This window comes from Micromonospora sp. NPDC049274, assembly GCF_040678875.1.
Lineage (GTDB): Bacteria > Actinomycetota > Actinomycetes > Mycobacteriales > Micromonosporaceae > Micromonospora.
This window is the reverse complement of the sequence record NZ_JBFAQS010000002.1, coordinates 362,676-388,487: the sequence shown is the minus strand read 5'-3', so window position 1 is coordinate 388,487 and position 25,812 is coordinate 362,676. Positions and strand designations below refer to the sequence as shown.

27 protein-coding genes are annotated in these 25,812 nt (G+C 70.4%); 18 read left to right on the top strand and 9 right to left on the bottom strand.

Going from position 1 to position 25,812, the window contains the following annotated elements:
• The first annotated feature begins 17 nt into the window (after positions 1-17).
• From AB0K10_RS05370 to AB0K10_RS05355, 4 genes are all read left to right on the top strand, one after another.
• Positions 18-1,760, top strand: coding sequence for an ABC transporter substrate-binding protein (locus AB0K10_RS05370; RefSeq protein ID WP_363680184.1), 1,743 nt, complete (start codon positions 18-20; stop codon positions 1,758-1,760).
• Between the two features lie 1,200 nt (positions 1,761-2,960).
• The gene (locus tag AB0K10_RS05365) at positions 2,961-3,419 is read left to right on the top strand and encodes a hypothetical protein (protein ID WP_363680182.1); all 459 of its coding nucleotides are present in this window, start codon (positions 2,961-2,963) and stop codon (positions 3,417-3,419) included.
• A 468-nt stretch (positions 3,420-3,887) separates the two neighbouring features.
• Positions 3,888-4,262 carry a DUF805 domain-containing protein gene (locus AB0K10_RS05360; protein WP_363680180.1) on the top strand — a complete coding sequence of 125 codons (375 nt, stop codon included), beginning with the start codon at positions 3,888-3,890 and terminating at the stop codon, positions 4,260-4,262.
• 128 nt (positions 4,263-4,390) lie between these two features.
• The gene (locus AB0K10_RS05355; RefSeq protein ID WP_363680178.1) at positions 4,391-5,029 is read left to right on the top strand and encodes an ATP-binding protein; all 639 of its coding nucleotides are present in this window, start codon (positions 4,391-4,393) and stop codon (positions 5,027-5,029) included.
• 212 nt (positions 5,030-5,241) lie between these two features.
• Here the strand turns inward: AB0K10_RS05355 and AB0K10_RS05350 are convergent, their stop codons facing one another.
• The gene (locus AB0K10_RS05350; RefSeq protein WP_363680176.1) at positions 5,242-5,598 is read right to left on the bottom strand and encodes a nitroreductase family deazaflavin-dependent oxidoreductase; all 357 of its coding nucleotides are present in this window, start codon (positions 5,596-5,598) and stop codon (positions 5,242-5,244) included.
• 85 nt (positions 5,599-5,683) lie between these two features.
• Between AB0K10_RS05350 and AB0K10_RS05345 the strand changes: the two genes are divergently transcribed.
• Positions 5,684-6,040 (top strand): VOC family protein, encoded by a 357-nt coding sequence (locus tag AB0K10_RS05345; RefSeq protein WP_363680174.1) that lies wholly within the window; start codon positions 5,684-5,686, stop codon positions 6,038-6,040.
• Between the two features lie 118 nt (positions 6,041-6,158).
• Positions 6,159-6,527 (top strand): nuclear transport factor 2 family protein, encoded by a 369-nt coding sequence (locus AB0K10_RS05340; RefSeq protein ID WP_363680521.1) that lies wholly within the window; start codon positions 6,159-6,161, stop codon positions 6,525-6,527.
• 28 nt (positions 6,528-6,555) lie between these two features.
• On the opposite strand, the gene AB0K10_RS05335 is transcribed toward AB0K10_RS05340, so the two are convergent.
• The 3 genes from AB0K10_RS05335 to AB0K10_RS05325 all read right to left on the bottom strand — a co-directional run bounded on the left by AB0K10_RS05335 (position 6,556) and on the right by AB0K10_RS05325 (position 10,130).
• Positions 6,556-6,768, bottom strand: coding sequence for a DUF1737 domain-containing protein (locus AB0K10_RS05335; RefSeq protein ID WP_363680172.1), 213 nt, complete (start codon positions 6,766-6,768; stop codon positions 6,556-6,558).
• A 209-nt stretch (positions 6,769-6,977) separates the two neighbouring features.
• On the bottom strand, positions 6,978-7,898 hold the full coding sequence (locus AB0K10_RS05330) for an alpha/beta hydrolase (protein ID WP_363680170.1): 921 nt from the start codon (positions 7,896-7,898) through the stop codon (positions 6,978-6,980).
• An 87-nt stretch (positions 7,899-7,985) separates the two neighbouring features.
• Complete coding sequence (locus AB0K10_RS05325) at positions 7,986-10,130, bottom strand: prolyl oligopeptidase family serine peptidase (protein WP_363680168.1); 2,145 nt, start codon at positions 10,128-10,130, stop codon at positions 7,986-7,988.
• 86 nt (positions 10,131-10,216) lie between these two features.
• Here AB0K10_RS05325 and mshB point away from each other — a divergent pair, with 86 nt between their 5' ends.
• The 3 genes from mshB (at position 10,217) to AB0K10_RS05310 (ending at position 12,142) form a co-directional block, all read left to right on the top strand.
• Positions 10,217-11,143 carry an N-acetyl-1-D-myo-inositol-2-amino-2-deoxy-alpha-D-glucopyranoside deacetylase gene (mshB, locus tag AB0K10_RS05320; RefSeq protein WP_363680166.1) on the top strand — a complete coding sequence of 309 codons (927 nt, stop codon included), beginning with the start codon at positions 10,217-10,219 and terminating at the stop codon, positions 11,141-11,143.
• 17 nt (positions 11,144-11,160) lie between these two features.
• Entirely contained in the window at positions 11,161-11,598 is a 438-nt protein-coding gene (locus AB0K10_RS05315; protein WP_363680519.1) for a hypothetical protein, read from the top strand.
• A gap of 79 nt (positions 11,599-11,677) precedes the next feature.
• Positions 11,678-12,142: a hypothetical protein gene (locus AB0K10_RS05310; protein ID WP_363680164.1), complete on the top strand. Its 465-nt coding sequence runs from the start codon at positions 11,678-11,680 to the stop codon at positions 12,140-12,142.
• Between the two features lie 121 nt (positions 12,143-12,263).
• Here the strand turns inward: AB0K10_RS05310 and AB0K10_RS05305 are convergent, their stop codons facing one another.
• The gene (locus AB0K10_RS05305; protein ID WP_363680162.1) at positions 12,264-13,217 is read right to left on the bottom strand and encodes a GNAT family N-acetyltransferase; all 954 of its coding nucleotides are present in this window, start codon (positions 13,215-13,217) and stop codon (positions 12,264-12,266) included.
• 79 nt (positions 13,218-13,296) lie between these two features.
• Here AB0K10_RS05305 and fdxA point away from each other — a divergent pair, with 79 nt between their 5' ends.
• From fdxA to AB0K10_RS05280, 5 genes are read left to right on the top strand one after another with little or no spacing between them, the layout of a single operon-like run.
• Positions 13,297-13,623, top strand: coding sequence for a ferredoxin (gene fdxA, locus AB0K10_RS05300; RefSeq protein WP_091422126.1), 327 nt, complete (start codon positions 13,297-13,299; stop codon positions 13,621-13,623).
• Positions 13,620-14,726 (top strand): succinyldiaminopimelate transaminase, encoded by a 1,107-nt coding sequence (gene dapC, locus AB0K10_RS05295; protein ID WP_363680517.1) that lies wholly within the window; start codon positions 13,620-13,622, stop codon positions 14,724-14,726. Before fdxA ends, dapC begins: the two co-directional genes overlap by 4 nt.
• Positions 14,727-14,741: 15 nt before the next feature.
• On the top strand, positions 14,742-15,830 hold the full coding sequence (locus tag AB0K10_RS05290) for a prephenate dehydrogenase/arogenate dehydrogenase family protein (protein WP_363680160.1): 1,089 nt from the start codon (positions 14,742-14,744) through the stop codon (positions 15,828-15,830).
• Between the two features lie 10 nt (positions 15,831-15,840).
• On the top strand, positions 15,841-16,485 hold the full coding sequence (locus tag AB0K10_RS05285; protein ID WP_363680158.1) for an SIMPL domain-containing protein: 645 nt from the start codon (positions 15,841-15,843) through the stop codon (positions 16,483-16,485).
• The gene (locus AB0K10_RS05280; RefSeq protein ID WP_363680156.1) at positions 16,485-17,132 is read left to right on the top strand and encodes a nucleoside/nucleotide kinase family protein; all 648 of its coding nucleotides are present in this window, start codon (positions 16,485-16,487) and stop codon (positions 17,130-17,132) included. The genes AB0K10_RS05285 and AB0K10_RS05280 overlap by 1 nt, the downstream gene beginning before the upstream one ends.
• 13 nt (positions 17,133-17,145) lie before the next feature.
• On the opposite strand, the gene AB0K10_RS05275 is transcribed toward AB0K10_RS05280, so the two are convergent.
• Together AB0K10_RS05275 and AB0K10_RS05270 are read right to left on the bottom strand one after the other, a co-directional pair.
• Complete coding sequence (locus AB0K10_RS05275) at positions 17,146-17,778, bottom strand: dihydrofolate reductase family protein (RefSeq protein WP_363680154.1); 633 nt, start codon at positions 17,776-17,778, stop codon at positions 17,146-17,148.
• Positions 17,779-17,787: 9 nt separating this feature from the next.
• Positions 17,788-18,345 (bottom strand): sugar O-acetyltransferase, encoded by a 558-nt coding sequence (locus AB0K10_RS05270; protein WP_363680152.1) that lies wholly within the window; start codon positions 18,343-18,345, stop codon positions 17,788-17,790.
• Positions 18,346-18,482: 137 nt separating this feature from the next.
• On the opposite strand from AB0K10_RS05270, the gene AB0K10_RS05265 reads away from it, so the two are divergent.
• Positions 18,483-21,833: a S8 family serine peptidase gene (locus AB0K10_RS05265; protein WP_363680150.1), complete on the top strand. Its 3,351-nt coding sequence runs from the start codon at positions 18,483-18,485 to the stop codon at positions 21,831-21,833.
• 51 nt (positions 21,834-21,884) lie between these two features.
• Here AB0K10_RS05265 and dapD read toward each other — a convergent pair whose 3' ends face one another.
• Complete coding sequence (gene dapD, locus AB0K10_RS05260) at positions 21,885-22,844, bottom strand: 2,3,4,5-tetrahydropyridine-2,6-dicarboxylate N-succinyltransferase (protein ID WP_363680149.1); 960 nt, start codon at positions 22,842-22,844, stop codon at positions 21,885-21,887.
• Between the two features lie 78 nt (positions 22,845-22,922).
• On the opposite strand from dapD, the gene dapE reads away from it, so the two are divergent.
• Positions 22,923-23,996 (top strand): succinyl-diaminopimelate desuccinylase, encoded by a 1,074-nt coding sequence (gene dapE, locus AB0K10_RS05255; protein ID WP_363680147.1) that lies wholly within the window; start codon positions 22,923-22,925, stop codon positions 23,994-23,996.
• Positions 23,997-24,047: 51 nt separating this feature from the next.
• Here the strand turns inward: dapE and AB0K10_RS05250 are convergent, their stop codons facing one another.
• The gene (locus AB0K10_RS05250; RefSeq protein WP_363680145.1) at positions 24,048-24,224 is read right to left on the bottom strand and encodes a hypothetical protein; all 177 of its coding nucleotides are present in this window, start codon (positions 24,222-24,224) and stop codon (positions 24,048-24,050) included.
• Between the two features lie 154 nt (positions 24,225-24,378).
• Between AB0K10_RS05250 and AB0K10_RS05245 the strand changes: the two genes are divergently transcribed.
• Both AB0K10_RS05245 and AB0K10_RS05240 read left to right on the top strand, forming a co-directional pair.
• The gene (locus tag AB0K10_RS05245) at positions 24,379-25,242 is read left to right on the top strand and encodes a TIGR00730 family Rossman fold protein (RefSeq protein WP_363680143.1); all 864 of its coding nucleotides are present in this window, start codon (positions 24,379-24,381) and stop codon (positions 25,240-25,242) included.
• On the top strand, positions 25,242-25,787 hold the full coding sequence (locus AB0K10_RS05240) for a TIGR00730 family Rossman fold protein (RefSeq protein WP_363680141.1): 546 nt from the start codon (positions 25,242-25,244) through the stop codon (positions 25,785-25,787). Before AB0K10_RS05245 ends, AB0K10_RS05240 begins: the two co-directional genes overlap by 1 nt.
• Positions 25,788-25,812 lie beyond the last annotated feature (25 nt).

Below are 25,812 nucleotides of genomic sequence, written 5' to 3'. Positions count from 1 at the left end.
GGTGAAGGGGGTACTTCATGCGACTACGCGTGGCGGCTGCCGCAGGCAGCGCGATCGCTCTGGCGGTGACATTGGGTGCGTGCTCGAAGAACACGGGCGAGGGCACCACTGTGGACACCGAACGGCAGCAGACCGGGGTCATCGCGACCGACCCGAAGGACTCACAGGGGCCGGCGGCCGAGGTGAGCGGCGCCGCGAAGGGCGGCATTTTCAGCGTCATCCGGGAGTCGCCGATCTCCCACCTCGACCCGCAGCGGACGTACTCGTTCGCCGGTCTGATGGCGAACCCCCTCTGGTCGCGCTACCTGACCACCTGGAAGGACGACGGCAAGGGCGGCCTGGTCCTCGTCGGTGACCTGGCCGAGACGCCGGGCAAGAACGTCAACAACGACTGCAAGGTCTGGGAATTCACCGTCAAGGACGGGGTGAAGTTCGAGGACGGCCGGCCGATCACCTCCAAGGAGATCGCGTACGGCATCGCCCGCTCCTTCGACCCGGACCTCGCCGGCGGCCCGACCTACATCCAGGAGTGGCTGGCCGACACCCCGCAGTTCGACACCAAGTGGGACTTCAAGAAGAACAAGACGTCGCTGCCGCCCGGCCTTACCACGCCGGACGCCAAGACGCTGCGCTTCGAGTTCGCCAAGCCGCGCTGTGACCTGCCGTTCGCGGTCTCGCTGCCGACCACCGCGCCGCTGCCCGCCGACAAGGACACCGGCGTAGACATGGACAAGCAACCGTTCTCGTCCGGCCCGTACAAGGTCGCCAAGAACCAGGTCGGCGTGCAGATCACCCTGGACCGCAACCCCAACTGGGACCCGAAGACCGACCCGATCCGGCACCAGTACCCGGACCAGATCGTCTGGAGCTTCGGCCCGACCGCGGACGCCGCCAGCAACCGGGTGATCGCCGACAACGGCGCCGACCAGAGCGCGCTCGCCTTCAACAGCGTGCCCGCCTCGCTGGTCGCGAAGGTCGCCGGGGACGCCTCACTCAAGGCGCGCACCATCCTCTCCCCGACGCCGAGCGCCAACCAGCTCGTCATCAACAACCAGCGGGTCACCGACCTGAAGGTGCGTCAGGCGCTCAACTACGCCATCGACCGCGAGGGCCTGATCAAGGCGATGGGCGGTCAGACCGTCGCCGCGCCGCTGACCACGCTGATGCCGCCGGCCACCATCGGCTACAAGGCGTACGACGCGTACCCGGCGGGCGCCAACGGCAACGTCGACAAGGCCAAGGAGCTGCTCGGCGGCAAGACGCCGGAGCTGGTCCTCGGTGTCGCCGACAACTCGACCGAGCAGCAGCAGGGCGCCCAGCTCAAGGCCAACCTGGAGCGGGCCGGCTTCAAGATCACGCTGCGGAACATCTCGGACGACGCCAAGCTCGACGAGATCAAGAAGAAGAACAACCCGTGGGACCTCTACATCGGTAACTGGGCGGCGGACTGGCCGAGCGGGGCGTCGATCCTGCCGGTGCTCTACGACGGCCGGACCATCAAGCCCGAGGGCAACAGCAACCAGTCCTACTTCAACGACCCGGCGATCAACGCCGAGATGGACCGCATCCAGGCCATGCCCGCCGCCGACCAGGGCCCGGAGTGGGCCAAGCTCGACGAGCGGATCATGAAGGAGTTCGCGCCCGTGGTGCCGCTCTTCGTCGACGTGGCCTACCACGTGCACGGGTCCAAGGCGGGCGGGGTCTTCATCTCCAGCGTCTTCGGCTACCCGTCGTTCGTCAACGCGTACGTCAAGCAGTAGGTCGCACCGCAGGCCAGCAGGGCCCTCTCCCGACAGCGTCGTCGGGAGAGGGCCCTTCTGTTTCTGTAGGAGGTGCCACTGGTGCGAGCCAACTTTGATCTCGATAGTCCAGCCGTGAGCAGGCCAACGCGGTCGGGCATGCAGCGCGGATTGCGGCAGATGAGCAAATGATCGTGAGGAGCGAATCATTGATAAATCGCCCCTTTCTCAGGGGGCGACTATCTATTGGGGTGAAATCGAGTGTCTGGTACTAGACACTCGCTTGCAGCCTGGCGCCGAACGCGAGCAACGTAGCGCGCGTGTTATTTCGCCGCAGCAACTCGACGCCGCCGGTGAGTCATCCTGACCTGGTTCGACTCCGGCAGTGGATCGACGAGCTGGCGGTCTCGCTCGATGAACAGATCGCAGATACCTCTCGTTCCTCACCGAAGCGAACCTCTCGACGCCACCGGAAACGCCTCACGGAAGTGCAGGCTGCGCTCGCGGCGACCTCAACCAGCGGAGGTAAGGAGCGCTTGCGCAGCTTGATCGCTGCCGGAGTGGTCAGGTGTGGTGCGGGGCTCGCAACCTTGCAGGCGGAGCCGCCCCCGCCACGAATGACGCTAGAAATTGCAACATTCGCGTTGTGGCCAGTGGTGTTGGCTCCCCGTCTTCCCGATTCATGGTTCGATGATCTCCAAGAAATAACTTCGCCGCGAATTGCCCGCCTCGTCGCGCACGCAAGGTTGTCCGGGGCGGACGCAGACGGTCCAGATTTGCAAGGGTTCGCTGCGGCTCTCGCGCAGACCTCATACGCGTTCGGTGTTCGAAACCTAATCGCCGATTTGTCTGATCCAAGACGAGGCGGCGCCGCGCTTACGGCCGTCGCCGTAGCGAGTTCGCTGGGCGCTCCACCGGATAGGCGCGGGGGTCTGTTCTTTGTTACCTGGCTGCTCGGTGGTGCGGCCGCCGGCGTTGTAGGAAATCGGACCGACGCGATGGCCGTAGACGTCTGGAACTGGATCGAGGAGAACGCTTCTGGTGGTGGTGGTTCACCGGGCACGTCCTCCGGCTCGAGCGGAAATGACAGCGATCCATTTGGGCCTGGATCGGGAGGCGCACATCATTCTGCCGGTCTTCTAGGAATTGTCGACGACCTTTTCTCATGAATGGAATGGGTGTCCCGTGTTGCACGGAATTCTTGGGTGGATTATTGCGGCAGTGCTGCTCGGTGTTGTCGCGCTCGTACTTAATGCGGTCCTTCTCCTGCTGAAGTTTGGAAGTATCAGGACCTTGCTGTTCCTGCGTAAACTGAACATCGCGCTTCGCGGTATTCCAGGCGACACGCTTCTCTCCTGCACCGGTAACAAGGTGTCAGTGCTGGCGTACGCTTCCCGTGGGGGAGGCGAGCAGCTCCTGCCGTTTTATACCGGCGTGCTGACATGGAAAGGTGGCCCGAAGCTTGCGGTGAAGTTGAAGAAGCGAGCTGCGAGGCAGATTGCGATAAGGTCTGTCATCTTCTTCGTCTTGTTCGTTCCGCTGGTGGCCGGTAGTGCATGGCTGACGATGTTCAGATCATGGCACGCGGTTTGGTTGTTGGCTCTGCTCGGAATTCACCAAGTGTGGCCGTTCCGGATCTGGGCTTGGCCGGGGCTGATGTCCACTCTCGACCGAGATTGAAGCCGGCTAAGTGCGTGGGCTGGAATCCCGCTTTGCCGCCACGTCCGGGTGATATCCCCCCGCCAACGCCGACCATCGAGGCAATTTTATTGACCGCGAAACGTGTGCTGGCGCGTCACTCTCGACTCACTATGGCGACGGACAGGACCGTCACCGGACGGCGTTCGGGCCGACGGCCGCCGAGTTGGCGCGGGTCGCTGCTGCCGTGGAGTTGAACGACGCGCTGCGGGCGGTCGCCCAGCACGAGAAGGCGATTGGGCGGGACGGCTGGCGGTGGCCGCCGATCGAGCACCGCGCCGCACACCTGATCGACGCGGCGCGCCTACCTTCAGACGAGCCGGACAAGCCGCGGACAGCGGCAGATGCGTGCGGAGAAGATCGGCCAATTAGCCGTTGACCCCGCGACATCGATCTGTTTGGCTGCCTTCGCGATGACCTTGAAAACCCCTCAATTAACGGGAGATAGCTGTGTCCTTCGGTGACGCAATCAAGTCGGCTTTTAGCCAGTATGTCGGCTTCAAGGGTCGGGCTCGCCGGTCTGAGTACTGGTGGTTCGTCCTGTTCACGTTCCTCGTCATTCTTGCCGCTGCCATCCTGGACAACGTGCTGGGGCTGACCGTCGGGGAGGACTCGTCGACCGGTTACATCACTCTCGTCGCCTACCTGGCACTCCTGCTGCCGACGCTGGCGATCGCGGTGCGACGCCTGCACGACACCGACCGGGCAGGGTGGTGGTTGCTGATCGGCCTGGTGCCGATCGTGGGTGGCATCGTCCTGCTCGTGTTCTACGTGTTGGACAGCACGCCCGGAGCGAACCGATTCGGCCCCAACCCCAAGGGCTGAGCGCCGGCCGCGCCCAGCCTCGCGTGAACATTGCGAACGCGTACGTCTGGCGGTAACTCGATCGCAGGCAGGGGTCCCTTCCCGACAATCCTGTCGGGAGGGGACCCTTACGCTCACGGTTCCTGACCTTGGAGCGCAGACCGCTGACCTTCGCCGGCGCGAGCGTTGTGCCACCTGCGGCCTGGGCGGATGTCAGCGATGATGAGGCGTTCGGTCGGAAGCGGGTGGCGATGAGGCAACCAAAGCTGTTCCTGACTGTGGGGCTCCCGTGCACAGGCAAGACCACCGCTGCTCGGCGCATCGAGAGCGAGGAGAAAGCCCTTCGTCTCACCAAGGACGAGTGGGTGAAGGCTCTCTACGGGCACGAGAATCCGCCCTCGGCCACGGACGTGATCGAGGGCCGGCTCATCCATATCGGGCTGCGCGCCCTCGAAATCGGCAACAACGTTGTGATCGACTTCGGCCTCTGGAGTCGGGACGAACGCTCGGCGCTACGGCAGGCGGCAGCGGACGTCGGCGCGACGGTGGAGATGCGCTACTTCGAACTCACCCCCGCCGAGCAGCGCGAACGAGTCGATCGACGCCAGGCCGAAGCGCCACACACGACGTGGCCCATGTCCGACGAGGAGTTGGCCGAGTGGGCTGCCAGCTTCGAGATCCCCACGTCGGCCGAACTGGACGGCACCGAACCCATTGACGACCCGCCGGCCGGATTTGCCACATGGGACGAGTGGCGCACCCACCGCTGGCCCCCGTCGGTCTCGTGACGTCTGCTCCGCGCAGCGCGCCACGACCGCTCGTCGACATGATCAACGCTGCGCCGCTGCCCGGGTCGGATCCAAGGTCACGCTCGATCCTGGATCGAGGGGCCATCCGGGCGCTGGGATACCACTCGATCCAGGATCGAGCGCGATCTCGGGGGTCCGGCCGCGCGCAGCGGAGACGGCGCCCAGAAGTCCTCAGCGCGACCCCCAGGCCATCAGCTCAGCTCGATCTCCACCAGCGGGCTTCCGGCAATCCAGCTTTCCAGGCTTTCGGCCCAGTCCAGGGTGGGGACGATCTCGCCGAACACGAGTGCCCGCTCGTCGGGATCGGTTACGGGACGGGCCCGCGCCTGAAGATCCCGGTCGGCCAGATGCAGCGTGAACTCGGGATGAGCGAGCACGTTGGCGTACCAGTCACGGGAGCCAGGGCTTCCCGTGAGCCAGTAGCGGCCACCGGCTCGATAGCGCCACGTCTCGGTCCTCCTCGGCTGACCGCTCCGTCGTCCGGTCGTGGTGATCTCAATCGTTCGCTGCCGTTCCAGCAACTGCCGCGTCTCGTCCGTCGCCGTCATGCACTCATGCTCCGGCCTCAAGTGAGCTTCAGGTCAAGGCAGAGGCGGATGATGCCGAGCGGCGGAGCTCTGTCAGGATCAATACATGGCGAACGCCTGGTCCGGTGTGACGATCGATTGCCTCGACCCCGAGCGGGTGGCCCGGTTCTGGAGCAGCCTGCTCGGTCGCGAGCCCGGTCCGTCGCAGGGAGGTTGGGTCTACCTGGGCGAACGAGGTGATCCTCAGCCACGGCTGGTGTTCCAGCCGGTGTCGGAAGCCAGGACCGGCAAGGTGCGGATTCACCTCGACATCTCCGTCGACCAGATCGACGAGGCCATGTCCCTGGTCGTCGATCTCGGTGGCCGGTTCACCGGTGAGCGGCACGACCACGACGAGGGCGTGGTTGTCGTCATGGCCGACCCGGAGGACCACGAGTTCTGCCTGGTCCAGTACTACCGCTGACGGTGGCCGCACTACTTTCGGGACGAGCGGTCGGCGGATTCTGTCGGTCCCGCAGGTACGGTCTCTGACGTCCGCGCGGTGGCGGAGGCTAGGGTCCAGCGTCGTGGACGACACCTCGATGGTCCGGCAGACCGCCCATGCCTACGTAGACGTTCTGGAGCGCCGCGACTGGTCAAGACTGGCCGCTCTGCTCACCGATGACGTGATCTACGAGATGCCGCAGACTCGGGAGCGCATTCGCGGCAGGGACGCGTTCTTGCGGTTCAACACCGAATATCCCGGCGACTGGCACCTGCGGCCGCGACGGGTGATCGCCGACGGCCGCATCGCTGCCCTGTTGCTCGACGTCCGCGTCGGCGACGAGCAGCAGGACGCGTGCGTCTGGCTCGAGACGTCCGACCATGGCCTGATCAGCAAGATAATCGACTACTGGCCCGAGCCGTACGATCCACCACAGGGCCGGGAACACCTTGTGGAGCGTTGGTGATCGGGCGTCGGCACCAGCGGCGTGGTCTCTATCCGGCGCTTCCCTCGGCCGCCTCGGAGCCGACGGAGCGCGGCAGCACAATCGCCTGAGCGGCGATGACGCGGTCGCCGTCGAAGGTCAGCGCCGGCGATCCGTGCAGTTGATAGCCCTGATCGAGGAGGGCGCTGACGCGGGCGCAGAATTCGGCATCATCGGGCCCTGTGATGAGGCGGTAGCCGAGTGGCTTGGAGAGATCCGACACCGGCTCATTGTCCCTGCTGCGATGCCGGAGCCCAGTCCCCGGCCACCCTCGGGCCAGCCCTCGCGAGCGCCAGCCACTCGTCCCTTCTCCCTCAAGGTCATGCTCGATCCAGGATCGAGTGGCCATGTGGCGACCGGAAAGCCACGTGATCCTGGATCGAGGGCGGTCTTGAAAGTGCCGCCGCGTCGACCGGCGAGCGGTCCCGGACTTCAGGAACGACCGATGGAGCGGTCCAGGAAATCGTGGATCATCGGCGCGGCGACGTCGAGCTTGTCCTCCAGCAGGAAGTGGCCGGTGTCGAGCAGATGGAACTCGGCCGACGGCAGGTCCTGCCGATAGGGGTGCGCGCCGGCGGCGGGGAAGACCGGGTCGTTCTGGCCCCAGACGATCAACGTCGGTGGTTGGTGGTCGCGGAAGAAGGCATGGAATTCCGGGTACAGCGTGACGTTGCTGCCGTAGTCGTAGAACAGATCCAGTTGGATGTCCGCGTTGCCGGGCCGACCGAGCTGCGTGTCATCGTGGAGCCACCTGTCGGGGTCGAGCCGACTGAGGTCCTGCACACCCGCCGTGTACTGCTGCTTGACCGTGTCCGAGTTGAGGATGAACGCGATGGCCTGACGGCGCTCGTCGGTCTTCTCGGCCCAGTACGCCTTGATCGGATCCCAGAACTCGCTCAGGCCCTCCTCGTACGCGTTGCCGTTCTGCACGATGAGCGCGCTGACCCGCTCCGGCCGCTTGAGGGCCAGCCGGTAGGCGGTCGGCGCCCCGTAGTCGAAGCAGTAGAGCGCGTAGCGATCCACGCCGAGCTGGCCGAGCAGACCGTCCATCAAATCGGCGAAATTGGCGAAGGTGTAGTCGAACGTCGACCGGTCCGGACTGGCGCTGTGGCCGAAACCCGGGAAGTCCGGCGCGATCACCCGGTACCGATCCGCGAGCAGGGGAATCAGATGGCGGAACTGCGAGGACGCCGTGGGAAATCCGTGTAGCAGCAGAACGGCGGGGCCGTCGGCCGGGCCTGCCTCGCGGTAGAAGATGTCGATCCCGTTCACTGTCGCGGTGCGAAAGTGCGTGATCGGGAACTCGCCTTCCCCAACGGCGGCGACCGACGGTTTTTGCGCAATGCCCACCATGCTGGAATCCTTTCGGCACAAGGAAAATCCGGGTCCCGCTTCCGTCAGCATGGCACGCGGCGAAGGGCCCGGTCCGCCGAATGCCGCTCAGCGCAAATGCGTACGGAGGAAATCCAGTTCCAGCGGGAGCAGGCGCTCGGCGGTGCCGTTCGCGGCCATGTGCGTGGCGCCGGTCAGCGGGAGCACGGCGTGCGGGCGGCCCGTGCTCAGCAGCGCCGCCGAGAGTCGCAGGGTGTGCGCCGCCACCACGTTGTCGTCGGCCAGGCCGTGCACCAGCAGCAACGGGCGGGCCTGGTCCGGGCCGATGACCGGCTCCGCGGCCAGCTCGATGAGCGAGTGGTGCGCGTACACGTCCATGCCGTCCTCCGGCAGGCCGAGATAACGCTCGGTGTACGCGGTGTCGTACAGCGCCCAGTCGGTCACCGGGGCGCCGGCGATGCCGCACTTGAACAGCTCCGGATGGCGCAACACCGCCAGACCGGCCAGCCACCCACCGAACGACCAGCCGCGCACGGCCACCCGTTCCAGATCCAGGTCCGGATGCTTGCCGGCGAGCGCGGTAAGCGCGTCGATCTGGTCGGTCAGGATCACGTCGGCCAACCGCCGGTGGATCGCCTTCTCGAACGACGGCGCGACTCCCGGCGTACCCCGATTGTCGATGGTGACCACCGCGAACCCGGCGTCGGCCCACCACTGCCGCTCCAACCACGCGGCCCGGGCCGCCACCACCTCCTGGTGCCCCGGGCCGCCGTAGATGTCCAGCAGCACCGGCAGCCGCCGGCCCGTCACGTGGTTGTCGGGGTAGAGCACCGCAGCCGGCAGCCGCCGGTCGGTCACCCGCTCCAGCAGGGGCAGCGGGGAGTACGGCGGGTTCGCGGCCAGCGACCGCAGCGCGGCCAGCTCCTGGCCACCGCGCGACACCGTCCACCGCACGCCCGCGTGGTCCAGCGACGCCGACCCCACCACCAGCACATCCCCGCCGACGGCCGCCGTGTGCCAGCCCGAGTCGGTGGTGAGCCGCCGGGCGTCCACCCCGCCCCCGATGGTCGTACGGACGCGGAACAGGTGCCGTTCGCTCGGTTCTCCGTCGCTGGCCTCCACCAGCAGGTCGGCCGGGCCACTGACGGCCGGCAGTCGACCCACGACCCGCCGCACGTACAGCGACGGGGGAGTGAGCAGGGTGCCGTCGGCGAACAGGCACCGCGCGTCGTACCCGTCGTGGGCCAGTTCGCCGCCGACCAGCACGCGGCCGTCGGGCAGGTGCGCCGGGGTGCCGGCGATCGGCTCCACCCAGCGCGGGTCCGCCAGCTCGGCGTGCACCTGCGTCTCACCGGTTCGCGGGTCCACGGCGAGCACCAGCCCGTGCTGCTGCGAGCGGCGTAGCACGGTGATCAGCGGGCTGCCCTCGCCCCAGCTCACCGCGGTCAGGTACGGGTAGGTCTCCCGGTCCCAGTGCACGTCGACCCAGCCGTCGTCCAGGTCCAGCAGGTGGAGGCTGACCTCGGCGTTCGGGCCGCCGGCCCGGGGGTACGCGACGGCCGTCGGAGGGCTGGCCGGCTCTGCCGGGTCGTGCAGGTGCCAGCGGTCCAGCCGGGACTCGTCCACCCGGGCGGCGAGCACCATCCGCCCGTCCGGCGCCCACCAGTAACCCCGGAACCGGCCGAACTCCTCGGCCGCGATGTGCTCGGCCAACCCCCAGCTCACCCCGGCGTCCTCGCCGGCCAGCAGGGTGTCCGTGCCATCCGCCTCGATGATCCGCAGCTCACCCCGGCGCACACCACCGGCCGCGTCGGTCACGTAGGCCAGGCGTTCCCCGGTCGGATCCGGTCGAGGATCCAGCACCGGGCCGACGGCGGCCACCTCCACCACGTCGCCGTGCACCAGGTCGGCCCGGAACAGTCGACCCGCCAGCGCGAACACCGCCACCCGGCCGGCGCCGTCCAACGCGTACGAGCCGATGCCGGCGGCGGTGAGCCGCAGTCGCTCCCGCAGCGCCCGCTCACCCGGCGAGAGCACCCGGACGTCACCGTCCGCGCCCAGCAGGGTCGCCGGGTCGGCCACCAGGCGTTCCTCGCCTGTCGCCACGTCCAGCAGCCAGAGCGCGTCCGCCGGGTCCTCCGGACCCGCCGAGCGCAGGAAGATCACCCGGGAGCCGTCTTCGGCCACGGAGACAGCGCGCGGCGCGCCGTGGCTGAACCGGCGGGTACGGGCGGCCAGCTCCGGAAAGTCCACAGGCCAAATCGTAGAGCCGCGCCGGGCGTGATGTGGCCGACCTGGGCGGACGCGTCGACGACTCCTGGGGAGAACGGCCAGTTAGAGTGACCGTCGTGACGACGTTGCCCGACCGCCGCCTGCTGCTGGTCCACGCGCACCCCGACGACGAGTCGATCGGCACCGGCTCGACCATGGCCCACTACGCCGCCGCCGGCGCACACGTCACGCTGGTGACCTGCACCCTCGGCGAGGAGGGCGAGATCCACGTACCGGCGCTCGCGCAGCTCGCCGCCGCCGAGGCCGACCAGCTCGGCGGGTACCGGATCGCCGAGCTGGCCGCCGCCTGCGCAGCGCTCGGCGTCAGCGACCACCGTTTCCTCGGCGGCGCCGGCCGCTACCGCGACTCGGGAATGATGGGCCTCGCGACGAACGACCACCCCCGCGCCTTCTGGCAGGCCGACCTCGACGAGGCCGCCGGGCACCTGGTGGAGATCATGCGGGAGGTACGCCCGCAGGTGCTGATCACGTACGACCCGAACGGCTTCTACGGCCATCCCGACCACATCCAGGCGCACCGGGTGGCGATGCGCGCCGTCGAGCTGGCCGCGGCCGAGGGCTGCGCTCCGCTCAAGGTCTACTGGACGGCCATGCCGCTCAGTGTGCTGGAAGCCGGCATGGCGCACTTCGCCGAATCCTCGGACAACCCGTTCGCCGGCATCCAGGATCTGGCCGAGCTGCCCTTCGGCACCCCGGACGACCAGATCGCCGCCCGGATCGACGGCACCGACCAGCACACGGCGAAGGAGGCGGCGATGCGGGCGCATGCCACCCAGATCCCGGCCACCTCCTGGCTCTACTCGATCGCCGGCAACTTCGGCGGCGAGTTCATGGGCGTGGAGTTCTTCACCCTCGCGGTCGGCACGAAGGGCCCGGGCGTCGGCCCGTACGGCTGGGAGAGCGACCTCTTCGCCGGGCTCCCCGGGGAGGCCATCGCGGACCGGTCCCCGGTCGCGGCGGCCGGTTCCCGGTGACGCTCCCCGCCGCGCCGATGTCGGTAGTCGACGATCAGGACTCCCCACCCGAGGCGGGGCCACCGCCGCGACTGCTGGACCTGGGTCTGCGGGTGAGCGGCGCGATCGTCGTGATCGTGGCGGGGGTCGTGACCGGTGTGCTGGAGCTGCTGCTCGCCACCCTCCGGGTCGGCGGGCAGCTCATCGGGGTCTCGGCGCTGCTCGCCGTCGGTGCCAACATCGTGCTGAGCTGGTTCGCGCACGAGGCGGTCGGCCGACGCTGGGCGGTGGCGCTGCCGGCGGTGCCGTGGTTCGCCCTGATGGCGGTGGCCGCCATCCGCACCACGGAGGGCGACCTGCTGCTGGCCGGCGACAACTGGGTCGGCCTGGCGATGATCGTGGCCGGCGCGATGACGTTCGCCGTGATGGGTTTCCGGCAGGTCCTCGCACCGCCGCCCACGCTCGGCAACTGGTGACGGCACACAGGTAAGAGTGGTAGATATTCCTGCCAGGGATGGGGCCCCGCGCACGGGGCGTACGGCAGGAGGTCGTGCGATGGACAAGCGGTGGGGGACCATCGGGGTGCTCGCGGGTGGGCTCTTCGCGGTCAACGTGGTCGCCCGGCTGATCATCCGGTTCGGTTTCGACGGTGACGACACCGCCGCCGACCGGGTGTCGCTGGTGATGTTCGTGGTGATCGGGCTGACCCTGGCGGCGGTCGCCTTCCGCTGGGGGCGCCTGCGGCCGCTGGCCGTGTGGGCGGGCGACGTGGCCGTCGTGGTGCTGGTGGCCATGGCCCTGACCGTGCTGGTCGGGCCGCTGCTGGTCGGCCACAACCCGTTCGCCGGCGGCGCGGGCACGTTCTTCGCCCAGATCTGGCTCTACCTGCTCACCACCCTTCTCGGGGCCATGATCGGGTACCTGGTGGCGACAGCCCTCGGTCTCGACCACCGCTCACAGCAGCTCAAGCGGTACGCCGAGGTCAAGGCCGCCAAGCCCCGCCGCGTCGTGCGCCGCTGAACGGGCCGCGCCGCGGCCTGGCGGAGCGGTGATCGACTCGGCTTCCAGGAAGTCGCGGTGTCGGGGCAACTCGGATGCCACGGTTTCCTGGAACGCGAGTGGATCACCTCGGGGCGTCCGGTCAGTGCGGCGCCACCCGGGTCAGGTAGGTGTGGTGGGTGGTGAAGCCGAGCGTTCGGTAGAGCGCCACCGCTGCGGCGTTGTGCTGCTCCACCTGGAGGAACGCGTGTGTCGCCCCGGTCGCGGTGCCCCACTCGACAAGCGTGTCGATCACGCGCCGGGCCAGCCCCTGTCGGCGTAGCGGCGGCAGCACCTCGATGAGGCTGAGCCCCAACCAACGCCCCTGACCGGTCACCGCGCCCCGCCCGATCGCCACCAGCGTGCTGTCGACGTACGCGTGGGCGAAGCGGACCTGGTCGACGGCGGTGAGCACGTGCCGGGCGGCATCCGGCAGGCCGCCCTTGCGGCCGGCGGCGACGGCCAGCCACTCGTCGGTCGGCGCGGTCGCCAACTCGACGACCCCGCCGACGGAGGCGAGACCGGGCGTCGCCAGTGGGAGTGGCGCGGTCTGTACGAGTGTCGGTGGGCGGCTGCTCCAGCCGCGTTCGTCCAGTTCGGCGCCGACCGGGGCGGCGAGCGGCAGCGGTGTGTTGATCATCGCGGGTCGGCCCTGGTCGGCGTACCAGCGCTCGACCGCGTCCACCGCCGCCGGCAGCGGCCGGTCCGGGTCGCCGATCGGCAGCGCCGAGTTCGCCCGGCCGGTCCACCCCTCGGCCGACCGCAGCAGCCAGTCACCGAGCCGCCCGCGCGTCGGCGCCGGCCAGGCCTCGTCGGCGGCCCGTTCGAGCGCCACCACCGCGGCGGCCGTCGGCCGGCGGGTCGGCGGCACCCGCTTGGCCCGGTGCACCTGCGCCACCGGAACCCGCAGCGGGCCCTGGGCCGTGGCGAGGGTGAGATGAGTCTCGCTCAACTCCACCAGCTCGCCGAGGGCATCGGAAAACAGCGGGCGGCCTTCGCGAATCCCCACAATCCGGCGGACCACGATCCGGTGTCCCACATCCTGCTGTCGGAGCACGATCGACCCCCTCCCCGGCGAGATACTAGGCTCTTACCGTCGCGGGAGATCGCGGCGCGTCTTGCGGAGGAGAAGACCGGTGACCTACATCATCGCCGAGCCGTGCGTGGATGTGCTCGACAAGGCATGCATCGAGGAATGCCCGGTCGACTGCATTTACGAGGGCAACCGGATGCTCTACATCCACCCCGACGAGTGCGTCGACTGTGGTGCCTGTGAGCCTGTCTGCCCCGTGGAGGCGATCTTCTACGAGGACGACGTCCCGGAGCAGTGGAAGGACTACACGGGCGCGAACTACGAGTTCTTCGAGGAGCTGGGCTCGCCCGGTGGCGCCTCGAAGATCGGCAAGGTGGAGAAGGACGCCACCTTCGTCGCCGCGCAGCCGCCGCGCGGCGAGGGCCACTGAACCGGCCCGCGCCGGTCTCGGCACGGCTGCCCGAGTTCACCTGGGACACCCTGGACGCCGCGGCCACGCTGGCCGCGGCGCATCCGGAGGGCCTGATCAACCTCTCCATGGGTACGCCTGTCGACCCGGTTCCGGCGGTGATCCGTCAGGCGTTGGCGGACGCGTCCGACGCCCCGGGTTACCCGCTGACCGCCGGCACACCGGCTCTGCGCGACGCGATCACCGCGTGGGTCGCCAGGGCCTGTGGCGCCGGCGTCGACGGTCTCGGCGTGCTGCCGACCATCGGCTCCAAGGAGTTGGTCGCCTGGCTGCCCACCCTGCTCGGCATCGGTCCCGGCGACGTGGTGGTCGTGCCGTCGATCGCCTACCCCACCTACGAGGACGGGGCCCGGCTGGCCGGTGCCACTGTGGTGCGCGCCGACTCGCTCACCGCGGTCGGGCCGACGTCGCGCGTCCGGCTGGTGTGGGTCAACTCGCCCGGTAACCCGACCGGGCGGGTGTTGCCGGCGGCGCACCTGCGCAAGGTCGTCGACTGGGCCCGGGAACGCGGCGCGGTGGTCGCCAGCGACGAGTGCTACCTCCCGCTTGGCTGGTCGGCCGAGCCGGTCTCGGTGCTGTCCCCGCAGGTCTGCGGCGGCGACTACACCGGGGTGCTCGCCGTGCACTCGCTCTCCAAGCGGTCCAACCTCGCCGGCTACCGGGCCGGGTTCGTGGCCGGCGATCCGGCTCTCGTCGCCGAGCTGTTGAAGGTCCGCAAGCACGCCGGCATGATCGTGCCCGCGCCCGTGCAGGCCGCCATGGTGGCCGCGTTGCAGGACGAGCGGCACGCCGCGGAGCAGCGGGAGCGCTACCGCGCCCGACGCGAGGTGCTCGCCGCCGCGTTCACCGGCGCCGGCTTCACTGTCGAGCACTCGGAGGCGGGCCTCTACCTCTGGCTCACCCGCGACGAGGACTGCTGGCAGACGGTCGACTGGCTGGCCCGGCGCGGCATCCTGGTCGCGGCGGGTGTCTTCTACGGCCCCTCCGCGCAGCGGCACGTCCGGGTCGCGTTGACCGAGTCCGACGAGCACGTCGCGGCGGTCGCCGGCCGGCTGCGGGCCTGACCCCGGCGGGCGGCGATGACCGACGGCACGACCGTCCCGACGCCGGATGCCGGGGCCGGCACGTCGACCGGTGGGCCACGCCCGGCGCCGAACGGGCCGTACGCCCGGGTGCGGGCGGCGGTCGTCGGCACCGGCCTGATCGGCGGTTCGGTGCTGCTGCGGCTGCGCGACGCGGGCCTCGACGTGACCGGCTGGGATCCCGACCCGACCACCCGGGAGCACACGCGGTCCCGAGGCGTGTCGGCGCCGGACACCGTCGAGCAGGCCGTCGCCGGGCGGGACGTGGTCTTCCTCTGCGGTCCGCTGCCCACCCTGCCCGGAACGCTGGCCCAGGTGGCCGACCTGACCGCGCCGGGTTGTGTGTTGACCGACGTCGGCAGCACCAAGGCCGAGGTCGCCGCGGCCGCCGATCGGCTGGGGCTCACCGACCGTTTCGTGCCCGGGCACCCGATGGCCGGCGCGGAGTCCGCCGGCCTGACGGCGGCCTCCCCGACGCTGCTGACCGGCGCCGCCTGGGTGCTCTGCCCGGCGACGGGCACGGCGACGGTCGCCTTCCGCTGGCTGACCGGCCTGCTGGTGGAGCTGTTCGGCGCCCGGGTGGTGCCGATGTCCGCGCCGTCGCACGACTCGGTGGCCGCGCTCGCGTCGCACGTGCCGCACGTGTTGGCCGGCGCGCTGGCCGGGGCGGTGCAGCGGTCGCCGCTGCGCGACGCGGTGTTGGCGCTGGCCGCGGGCAGCTTCTCCGACGGCACCCGGGTCGCCGGCACACCGGCCGAGCGGACGGCGAACATGCTGCTCGGCAACCGCGAACGGGTGCTGCACGAGTTGGCCGAGGTGCGCGTACTCCTGGATGAGCTGGCGGACGCGTTGCGGGCCGGCGACACCACGGGGTTGACCGCCCGGTACGCGCAGGCCGGCGCTGCGCGGTCGGCGTTGCGGGGCCGCCGGTTCGCTCCGGCGGACCGCGAGTTCCCGGCCGGCGGCGACCATGCCGCCGAGGTGGCCTGGCTGCGCGGGCTGGGCGACGCCGGTGGCCATCTGACGGGCTGCCGGATCGACCCGGACGTCGTCTCCTACCCGGCGTGGCTGCCGGTGGCTGACTAGGCTGGCAGGCATGGCGACGGACGGCCCGGTGGTGCAGGTGCGCGGCGAGGTGACCCGGGAGGTGCCGCCCGAGCTGGCGCGTTTCGCGGTCGTCGTGACGGCCCGCGGTCGGGATCGGGAGGCGACGCTGACGCAGCTCGCCGAGCGGGCCGCCGCCGTCCGGGTGCTGCTGGACGGTTCCGAGCCTGCGGTGGCCGGGCGGGAGGCCGGCGACCTGTGGGTCCGGCCGCAGACCAAGCGCTCGGGCGAGCGTGTGGTGGGCTGGCTCGGCAGCGTCACCACGACTGTCACCGTCACCGATTTCACAGCTCTCGGTGAGCTGATGCTCCGGCTGGCCGACCAGGACCAGGTCTCGGTGACCGGTCCCTGGTGGGAGCTGCGCCCGGACAGCCCCGCGTACCGCGAGGCGCGGCACGCCGCGATCAGCGACGCGCTGCTGCGCGCCCGGGAGTACGCGGAGGCGCTCGGCGCCCGCGTCACCGCGCTGATCGAGCTGGCCGACGCCGGTCCGGGGGACCGGCCGATGTTCGCCCGCGCGGGGTTCGACGTCGGCGCCGGTGGCGGGGTGCCCGAGCTGGAGCTGGACCCCCAGCCGCAGACCGTGCAGGCCGCGGTGCAGGCCCGGTTCACGATCAGCGATCCGGTGCTGGGCTGATGCCTCCGGCCCGGGTGCTGGCCGTCGACGAGCTGGTGGCGCGGGCGCGGGCGCTGGCCGACGCCGGTCCGCGACAACTGCTCGGCATCACCGGGGCGCCCGGCGCCGGGAAGTCCACCCTCGCCGAGCGGATCGTCGCCGAGGTCGGGCCGAGCGCCCGGCTGGTGCCGATGGACGGCTTCCACCTGGCGCAATCGCAGCTGGTCCGGTTGGGCCGCGCCGACCGCAAGGGCGCGGTCGACACCTTCGACGCCAACGGGTACGTCTCGCTGCTGCGCCGGTTGCGCCGGCTGGAGCCGACCTCGGTCTACGCGCCGGAGTTCCGCCGGGAGATCGAGGAGCCGGTGGCCGGGGCGATAGAGGTGCCGCCGTCGGTCCGCCTGGTGGTGACCGAGGGCAACTATCTGCTGGTTCCGGACTTCCCGTGGCAGGAGGTCCGGACGCTGCTGCACGAGGTGTGGTTCCTCGACCTGGACGCCGAGCTGCGCCAGCGCCGGTTGACCGCCCGGCACGAGGCGTACGGGCGGTCACCGGAGCAGGCACGGACCTGGGCGTTGGGCAGCGACGAGGCGAACGCGGCCCGCGTCACTCCCACGGCGGACCGGGCGGACCTGGTGGTCCGCCTGCCCGATCCGTCGGTGGGCTGAGCGGGCCCCGCTCTCACTGACCTCGGTCGTCGCGGGTCATGTCCCCGGTCGCGGGCGTCCCCTCGTCGAGGCGGTAGCGCAGGAGCACCGCGCCCGTGGTGGAGGTGGCGGCCGGCTCGACGAGGGTCAGGTTGGCGGGTACGGCCCCGCCGTCGAACACCTTCTTGCCGACTCCCAGCACGATGGGGAAGATCCACAGGTTGAGCCGGTCGAAGAGGCGCTCGCGCAGGAGCGTCTGGACCAGGTTGAGGCTTCCGATCACGTGGATCTTCTCGTGCCTGTCCCGCAGCTCACGCACGGCGCTGCCCAGGTCGGGGCCCAGCTGGGTCGAGCCGGCCCAGCCCAGGTCCGGGTTGCCCCGTGAGGCGACGTACTTCGGGATGCGGTTGAACAGGGTGGCGATGTCGCCGTCGATCCCTTCGCCCTGCTGCGGCCAGTACCCGGCGAAGATGTCGTACGTCCGGCGGCCCAGCAGCAGCGCGTCCATGCCCTGCATGCCCTCCATGACCTGTTGGCCGCCCGTCTCGTCGAGCAGCGGCGCCTGCCAGCCCCCGTACGGAAAGCCCTCCGGGTCCTCGTCCGGGCCGCCCGGTGCCTGGGCCACCAGGTCGAGTGTCGCGAACAGGTCGATGTGGATCGTGCCCATGCGGTTCTCCTAGTCGAGTTCGCGGACCGGTCGGGCCGGGTTGCCGACGGCGACCACGTTGGCGGGCAGGTCGCGGGTCACCACCGCCCCGGCGCCGACGACGGTATTTGCGCCGATCGTCACGCCCGCGAGCACTATCGCGCCGCCGCCGAGCCACACATTGTCGCCGATGGTGATCGGTTTGGCGGCCTCCCACTTGGCGCGGCGCGGGTCGGGCTCCACCGGGTGGGTGGGCGTGAGCAGTTGGACGCTCGGTCCGATCTGGACGTCCGCGCCGATGGTGATCGCCGCGACGTCGAGGAAGATCGCGTTGTAGTTGACGAAGCTGCGCGGGCCGATCCGGATGTTCCAGCCGTAGTCGCAGGAGAACGGTGGGCGGATCGAGGTGTCCTCGCCCAGGTCGCCGAGCAGGTCGCGCAGGGCCGCGAGCCGTGCCCCCGGATCAGCCGCCGAGCTGGTGTTGAAGCGTTCCATCAGCCGGGCGGCCCGGTCCAGGTCGGCGACGAGCTCGGGATCGTCGGCCAGGTAGGGCTCGCCGGCGAGCATCCTGTCCTTCATGGAGGTCACTGCTCGATCATGCCGGCTTGCGTAGTCGACTTGTGGCGGGTCCGTCATCTTTCGGCCTTCTTTTTGCATACCCGGTATGCAATTCTGGATTGTCAATGTGACTCCCGTACATCAAGACGCTTGACGAGGAGGATCCGTTGCACCAGGCAAGAAGATTGGCCGCTCTCGGCCTCGTGTCCGCGCTGGCGCTCTCCGCGCCGGTCCCCGCAACCGCCGCACCCGCCCCGCCGGGTCACGCCGGCAAACAGTCCACTTCGGGTGGGCCCATCGCCAACCGCTCGACCACCGTCACGCTGATCACCGGTGACCGGGTCACGGTCACGGCTGCCGGCGCCTCGGTCCACCGCGGCCCCGGCCGCGAGGGGGTGCGGTTCCTGGTCCAGCGCCAGCACGGGCGCCTCTCGGTGACACCGACGGACGCGCTGCCGCTGCTGCGCTCGGGCCGGGTGGACCGGCGACTGTTCGACGTCACCGGGCTGGTCGAGGCGCGCTACGACGACGCCCACCGCGACACCCTGCCGCTGCTGGTGTCGTACGGCTCGACGGGCACCACCTGGCGTACCCCGGCCGCGCTGCCCGGCACGCGGGTGACCCGTGACCTGCCGGCGATCCGCGGCGCCGCCCTGAGCACCGGAAAGTCCTCCCTCGGCGCGGTCTGGGCGACGGTCACCACCGCTCCCGCCGGTGCCCGCGTCGACGCGGCGGGGGGCGTCGAGCGGATCTGGCTGGACGGCCGCCGTCGGGTGACCCTCGACCACAGCGTGCCGCAGATCGGCGCGCCCGCCGCCTGGGCGGCCGGGTTCACCGGCAAGGGAGTGTCCGTCGCGGTGCTGGACACCGGCGTCGACGCGACCCACCCGGACCTGGCCGGCAAGGTGGCCGAGGCACGCAACTTCAGCGAGGCCCCCGACGCTCGGGACACGGTCGGCCACGGCACCCACGTGGCCTCGACCATCGCCGGCACCGGCGCGGCCTCCGGCGGTAAGTACCGGGGCGTGGCGCCGGACGCGACGCTGCTGGACGGCAAGGTCTGTGAGGACCAGGGCTGCAGCGACTCGGCGATCCTCGCCGGCATGCAGTGGGCCGCGGTGGAGAAGAACGCCGCGGTGGTCAACATGAGCCTCAGCGGCTGGGACACCCCGGAGGTCGACCCGCTGGAGGAGGCGGTGCAGACCCTGACCGCCCAGACCGGCACACTGTTCGTCCTCGCCGCCGGCAACGACGGCGCGGACGGCTCGGTCGGCTCCCCGGCCAGCGCCGACGCCGCCCTCGCCGTGGGCGCTGTGGACCGTGACGACAAGCTGGCCGACTTCTCCAGCAGGGGCCCGCGGATCGGCGACGACGCGCTGAAGCCGGACATCACCGCCCCCGGCGTCGACATCGTCGCCGCACGGTCCGCCACAGGTGTCATCGGCGACCCGGTGGGGGACCGCTACGTCACCCTCTCCGGCACCTCGATGGCCACTCCGCACGTGGCCGGTTCCGCCGCGCTGCTGGCCCAGCAGCACCCGGGATGGCAGGCCGACCGGCTCAAGGCCACCCTGATGGCCGCCGCCAAGCCACACCCGGAGCAGACCGCCTACCAGCAGGGCGCCGGGCGGGTCGACGTCGCGCACGCGATCACCGAGCAGATCAGCACCGACCCGGTGAGCGTCTCGTTCGGGCGTACGCTCTGGCCGCACGGTGACGACACCCCGATCACCCGCACGGTGACCTGGCGCAACGACGGTCCGGCCCCGGTCACCGTGGACCTGGGCGTCGAGGGCGCCGGCCCCGACGGTCGCGCGCTACCGGCCGGCCTGTTCGTCCTGGGCACCAACCACCTCACCGTGCCGGCGGGCGGCACGGCCGCCACGACCGTCACCGCGAACACCCGGCTCGGCGACGCCGACGGCTACTGGACCGGGCGGATCGTGGCCCGATCCGGTGCGGCGGTCGCGGTCACCCCGCTGGCCGTGCACCGGGAGGTGGAGAGCTACACGCTGACCGTGGAGCACCTGAACCGTTCCGGCGACCGCGCCGCGGAGCATTCGAGCAGCCTGGTCGGCCTGGACAGCTTCGCCTGGTGGGACCTCTACGGCCCCGACGGGGTGGCCACCGTGCGGGTGCCCAAGGGGCACTACGGGCTGACCAGTCTCATCTTCGAGCCCGCACCGGACGATGAGCCGGGTGCGATGTCGGTGCTGGCGCAGCCCGAACTGACAGTCGACCGGGACACCCGGATCGTGGTGGACGCCCGTCGGACCAGGCCGGTGCGGACGACAGTCCCCGAGGGGGGCGCCATCCCGGAGCTGGTCGACGTCAGTGGCAACTTCACCGCCGACGACGGCAGCGGATACACCATCGGGATCTGGGCGGACACGTTCACCGGCCTGACCAGCGGTCAACTGGGCAAGCCGGTCTCCGACGAGCGGTTCGTCGCCACGATCAGCAGTCAGTGGATCAAGCCGGACACGGCCAGCAGTCCCTACCTGTACGCGCTGGCCGAAGCGATCCCGGGCCGGCTGCCCACCGGGTTCGTCCGCAACTACTCCCGACGGGACCTGGCCACCGTCGTGCACCAGTTCCGCGGTGGCGATCCCGGGCTGGAGGCCGAACGGACCGTGTACCCCGTGCTGGAGTACAACGTCGGCGGTTCCGCTCTGGTCCTGCCCACAGCCGTTCCCGGTCAGCGGGTCGAGCACTACAACACCAGGGGCGTGAAGTGGGAGTCCGACATCTACTTCGGAACGCGGGACGAGGACGGCTGGTTGAACCCGCAGACGGCGCTCTTCTCCGTCCCGACCGCGTACCGGGCGGGGCGGACCGTGCAGGAGACCTGGAACCAGGCCCCGTACGGGCCGTCGTTCCCGGCTCCGCGCTGGCCCGAGGACAGCGTCACCCGCATCGGTGACACCATCCTGGTCAGCCTGCCGATGTTCAGCGACGCCGCCGGGCACCCGGGCGCGTCGCTCGTCGACAGCGAGCGGACCGAGCTCTGGCGCGACGGCAAGCTGGTCGGCGAGAGCGAGTACTCCGGCTTCGGCGAGTTCACCGTGCCACCCGGTACGGGGAACTACCGGCTCGTCACGTCGGCGAAGCGCAGCGTCACCGACCTGAGCACCGAGGTGGAGTCCACCTGGACCTTCCGGTCCGGGCACGTCGCCGGTGACACGCCGGCCCGGCTGCCCCTGTCGGCGGTGCGCTTCGCGCCGCCGTTGCGCGTCGACAACAGCGCTCCGGCCGGTCAGGGCTTCGTCGTTCCGGTGCGCGTGCAGCGGCAGCCCGGCGCTTCGGCCGCCCGGGTGGAGAAGCTGACCGTCGACGTCTCGTACGACGGCGGGAAGACCTGGCGCAACGCGACGCTGGTCCGCGCCTCCGGCGATGGCTGGTTGGCAGTGCTGCGCCATCCGGCGGGTGCCGGCCACGTGTCGCTGCGGGCCACCGCTCGGGACACCGCCGGCAACACGGTGACCGAACGGATCATCCAGGCGTACCGGTTGCGCTGAGGCGTACCCCTGTCGGGTCCGCGGCCGAGTGCCGCGGACCCGGCGGGGCCGTCAGTCGTTGGCGTGCAGGGCGGCGTTCAGCTCGATGCCCCGGCCGGTGCGTGGCCGGGCCTCCAGCGCGCCGGTGACCGAGTTGCGCCAGAACAGCAGGCCGTCGACGCCGGACAGCTCCCGGGCCTTGACCACCCGGCCGTCCGGGAGCGTGACCTTCGAACCGGCGGTCACGTAGCAGCCGGCCTCGACCACGCAGTCGTCGCCCAGCGAGATGCCGATGCCGGCGTTCGCGCCGACCAGGCTCCGCTCGCCGATGCTCACCTTGTCGGTGCCGCCGCCGGAGAGGGTGCCCATGATCGATGCGCCCGCGCCCACGTCGGAGCCGTCCCCGACCACCACGCCCTGCACGATCCGCCCCTCGACCATCGAGGTGCCGAGCGTGCCGGCGTTGAAGTTGCAGAAGCCCTCGTGCATCACTGTGGTGCCGGCGGCCAGGTGCGCGCCCAGGCGGACCCGGTCGGCGTCGGCGATCCGCACACCGGAGGGCACCACGTAGTCGGTCATCCGGGGGAACTTGTCCACCCCGTACACCGCCAGGTGGCGACCCGCCGCCCGCTCGATCACCCGCAGCTCGTCCACCCGCTCCGGCGGGCACGGCCCGGCGGACGTCCAGGCCACGTTCGCCAGCTTGCCGAAGATGCCGTCGAGGTTGAGCTGGTTGGGTCGCACCAGGCGGTGGGAGAGCAGGTGCAACCGGAGGTACGCGTCGGAGGCGTCCTTGATCGGGTCGTCCAGCGAGCCGATCACGGTGACCACCTGGACGGTACGCAGACCGGGCAGCGGTCGGTCGCCCAGCGCGCCCGGCGGCAGGTCCAGCACGTCCGACTCGCCCTCACCGGCGACCAACGGCAGCTCGCCCAGGCCCAGCTTGCCGGTCGGATACCAGGTGTCGAGCACCTGCCCCTCGGCGGTGACGGTGGCCAGGCCGATGCCCCAGGCGGAATCTGCGGACGTCACTGTTACACCTCTCGGTCGCGGCCGGGCCGGCCTCGGCTCGCTCCTCGCGCTGACAGACCTGAAGGTACCGTGCGAGCCATGGAGAACCCGCTGACCCCCGAGGTCCTCGCCGATCCGGTGCAGCTGACCCGCGTACTGGTTGACATAGAGTCCGTGTCCCTCAACGAGAAGGCGATCGCCGACTGTGTCGAGGAGGTGCTGCGGGGCGTACCGCACCTGTCCACGTACCGACACGGCAACACCGTGATGGCCCGCACCGACCTCGGCCGGTCGCAGCGCGTCGTGCTCGCCGGTCACCTGGACACCGTGCCGCTCAACAACAACTTTCCGTCGACCATGCGCGGCGACCTGATGTACGGCTGCGGAACCTCCGACATGAAGTCCGGCACCGCGTACGCCCTGCACCTGGCCGTGACGCTGCCCGAGCCGCGCTACGACGTGACGTACTTCTTCTACGAGGCCGAGGAGATCGAGTCGCGCTACAACGGGCTGAACCTGGTCGCCCAGGCGTTCCCGGAGTGGCTGGAGGCGGACTTCGCGGTGCTGCTGGAGCCGACGTACGGCATCGTCGAGGCGGGCTGCCAGGGCACCATGCGGTCGGTGGTCACCACGACAGGCGTACGCGCCCACTCGGCGCGCTCCTGGCACGGGGTGAACGCGATCCACGCTGCCGGTGAGGTGCTGCGACGCCTCCAGACGTACGAGGCGCGCCGGGTCACCATCGACGGCTGTGACTACCGTGAGGGCATGAACGCGGTACGGATCAACGGCGGCGTGGCCGGCAACGTGGTCCCCGATCTCTGTGAGATCGAGGTCAACTACCGGTTCGCTCCGGACCGCACCCCCGCCGAGGCGGAGGCGCACCTGCGTGAGGTGTTCGCCGGCTTCGAGGTGCGGGTGACCGACACCGCGGCGGGTGCCGCGCCGGGCCTGGAGGCGGCCCCGGCGAAGGAGTTCCTGGCGGCGGTCGGCGCCGCGCCGATCGGCAAGCTGGGCTGGACGGACGTGGCCCGGTTCGCGGCCATGGGGATCCCCGCGCTGAACTTCGGCCCGGGCGACCCGAACCTCGCCCACCACCCCGACGAGCACGTCGAGATCAGCAAGATCCGTGACGGCGCGGCGACCCTGCACCGCTGGCTCGCCCCGGCCTGACCCGGTCGGAACCGCTCCGGTCGGCCCGTTCCGGCGATCAAGAGGTTCGCGTCAGCCTGGCCCGTTGTCGGCGGCGCGAACCTCTTGATCGGCTCCGGATCCCGTGGTGGCGGCGGCGGGCGACAGGGCGGGGTCGTGATCGCGGGTGCGGCGGCGCTCGGCCACCACGTCGTGGATCCGCCGCTGCATCTGTCGACGGATCCGGATCATCTCGCTGTTGCTGATCACGCTGTCTCCTCCCCCGAAGGCGCGCGCCGGGGCATACCCGGTATGTGAATAGTAAGACGTACGGGGAAGCCAAATAGTTGCCCTTGATCGCGAACTATTTCCCGGCGTCCGTAGCCCGCGCCCCCGGCGTGTGCGGCTCCACTACGGTTGCTGCATGAGCCAGAACAACGGGCGGGAGGCCGGCCGCAGCCCGGGGCGGGAGCGGCACCGGGGCGCCGTCACGCTGCGCCGGGGGGCGATCCCGAGCAGCACCGCCGACCAGCGGCTGCTGGACTCGCGCGGGCGCGAGGACTGGAAGACCAGGGATGCCTGGCGGGCGCTGCGGATCCTCTCCGAGTTCGTCGAGGGCTTCGACACCCTCGCCGACCTGCCGCCGGCGGTAAGCGTCTTCGGTTCGGCACGCAGCGGCCCGGACACGGCCGAGTGCAAGCTGGCCGAGGAGATCGGCGGCGCGCTCGCGCGGGCCGGTTACGCGGTGATCACCGGGGGTGGCCCTGGCGTGATGGAGGCCGCCAACCGAGGCGCCACCGAGGCCGGCGGGCTCTCCGTCGGGCTCGGCATCGAGCTGCCGTTCGAGCAGGGCATCAACGACTGGGTCGACCTGGCCATCGACTTCCGCTACTTCTTCGCCCGCAAGACCATGTTCGTCAAGTACGCGCAGGCGTTCGTGGTGCTGCCCGGCGGGTTCGGCACCATGGACGAGCTGTTCGAGGCGCTCACCCTGGTGCAGACCGGCAAGGTCACCCGGTTCCCGGTCGTGCTGATGGGGGTCGCCTACTGGCAGGGACTGCTCGACTGGTTGCGCGACACCATGGCCGCCAGCGGCAAGATCGGCCCGGTGGACCTGGATCTGATCTGCCTCACCGACGACGTCAACGCGGCCGTCCGACACATCGTCGAGGCCGAGGCGGCGCTCTCCGTCAAACAGGACGCGGTCCGTGACGAGGCAGTCGCCCGCACCGGCGCCGACCAGCAGGCCGCCGCCGAGCAGGCCGCCGACCGGTCCCGGGAGGGCTGATGGCGGCGGTCTGCGTCTTCTGCGCCTCGTCCCGTACCCTCGACCAACGCTGGCTCGACCTCGCCGCCGAGACCGGCGCTGAGCTGGCCCGGCGCGGGCACACACTGGTCAGCGGCGGCGGCTGCGTCGGCATGATGGGCGCGGTGGTCGACGGCGCCCGCGCCGCCGGCGGGCGCACCGTGGGCGTCATCCCGCAGGCGCTCGTCGATCTGGAGGTCGCCGACCTCGCCTCGGACGAGCTGCTGGTGACCGACTCGATGGCCAGCCGCAAGACCCTGATGATCGACAGGTCGGACGCCTTCCTCGCCCTGCCGGGCGGGCTCGGCACACTCGACGAGCTGTTCGAGGTCTGGACCACCGCCACCCTCGCCCTGCACGCCAAGCCGATGGTGCTGATCGACGCCGACGGCTTCTACCGGCCTCTGCTGGACTGGCTCACCAGCCTCACCGACCAGCACTTCCTCAAACCCGCCGGCCGCAACCTGCTGACCGTGGTCGCCACGGTCCCCGAGGCCCTGAAAGCGCTGGAGGCCGCCCTACCCTGACTCCGGACCACCGATCATGCGGTTG

What these genes read in the sequence shown, in the direction of transcription:
- AB0K10_RS05370 (WP_363680184.1), top strand. Translation starts at nt 18, where the DNA reads ATGCGACTACGCGTGGCGGCTGCCGCAGGCAGCGCGATCGCTCTGGCG.
- AB0K10_RS05350 (WP_363680176.1), bottom strand. Translation starts at nt 5,598, where the DNA reads ATGACGGCGACGGACGAGACGCGGCAGTTGCTGGAACGGCAGCGAACG.
- AB0K10_RS05345 (WP_363680174.1), top strand. Translation starts at nt 5,684, where the DNA reads ATGGCGAACGCCTGGTCCGGTGTGACGATCGATTGCCTCGACCCCGAG.
- AB0K10_RS05340 (WP_363680521.1), top strand. Translation starts at nt 6,159, where the DNA reads ATGGTCCGGCAGACCGCCCATGCCTACGTAGACGTTCTGGAGCGCCGC.
- AB0K10_RS05330 (WP_363680170.1), bottom strand. Translation starts at nt 7,898, where the DNA reads ATGGTGGGCATTGCGCAAAAACCGTCGGTCGCCGCCGTTGGGGAAGGC.
- AB0K10_RS05315 (WP_363680519.1), top strand. Translation starts at nt 11,161, where the DNA reads ATGTCGGTAGTCGACGATCAGGACTCCCCACCCGAGGCGGGGCCACCG.
- AB0K10_RS05310 (WP_363680164.1), top strand. Translation starts at nt 11,678, where the DNA reads ATGGACAAGCGGTGGGGGACCATCGGGGTGCTCGCGGGTGGGCTCTTC.
- AB0K10_RS05290 (WP_363680160.1), top strand. Translation starts at nt 14,742, where the DNA reads ATGACCGACGGCACGACCGTCCCGACGCCGGATGCCGGGGCCGGCACG.
- AB0K10_RS05285 (WP_363680158.1), top strand. Translation starts at nt 15,841, where the DNA reads ATGGCGACGGACGGCCCGGTGGTGCAGGTGCGCGGCGAGGTGACCCGG.
- AB0K10_RS05280 (WP_363680156.1), top strand. Translation starts at nt 16,485, where the DNA reads ATGCCTCCGGCCCGGGTGCTGGCCGTCGACGAGCTGGTGGCGCGGGCG.
- AB0K10_RS05275 (WP_363680154.1), bottom strand. Translation starts at nt 17,778, where the DNA reads ATGGGCACGATCCACATCGACCTGTTCGCGACACTCGACCTGGTGGCC.
- dapE (WP_363680147.1), top strand. Translation starts at nt 22,923, where the DNA reads ATGGAGAACCCGCTGACCCCCGAGGTCCTCGCCGATCCGGTGCAGCTG.
- AB0K10_RS05245 (WP_363680143.1), top strand. Translation starts at nt 24,379, where the DNA reads ATGAGCCAGAACAACGGGCGGGAGGCCGGCCGCAGCCCGGGGCGGGAG.
- AB0K10_RS05240 (WP_363680141.1), top strand. Translation starts at nt 25,242, where the DNA reads ATGGCGGCGGTCTGCGTCTTCTGCGCCTCGTCCCGTACCCTCGACCAA.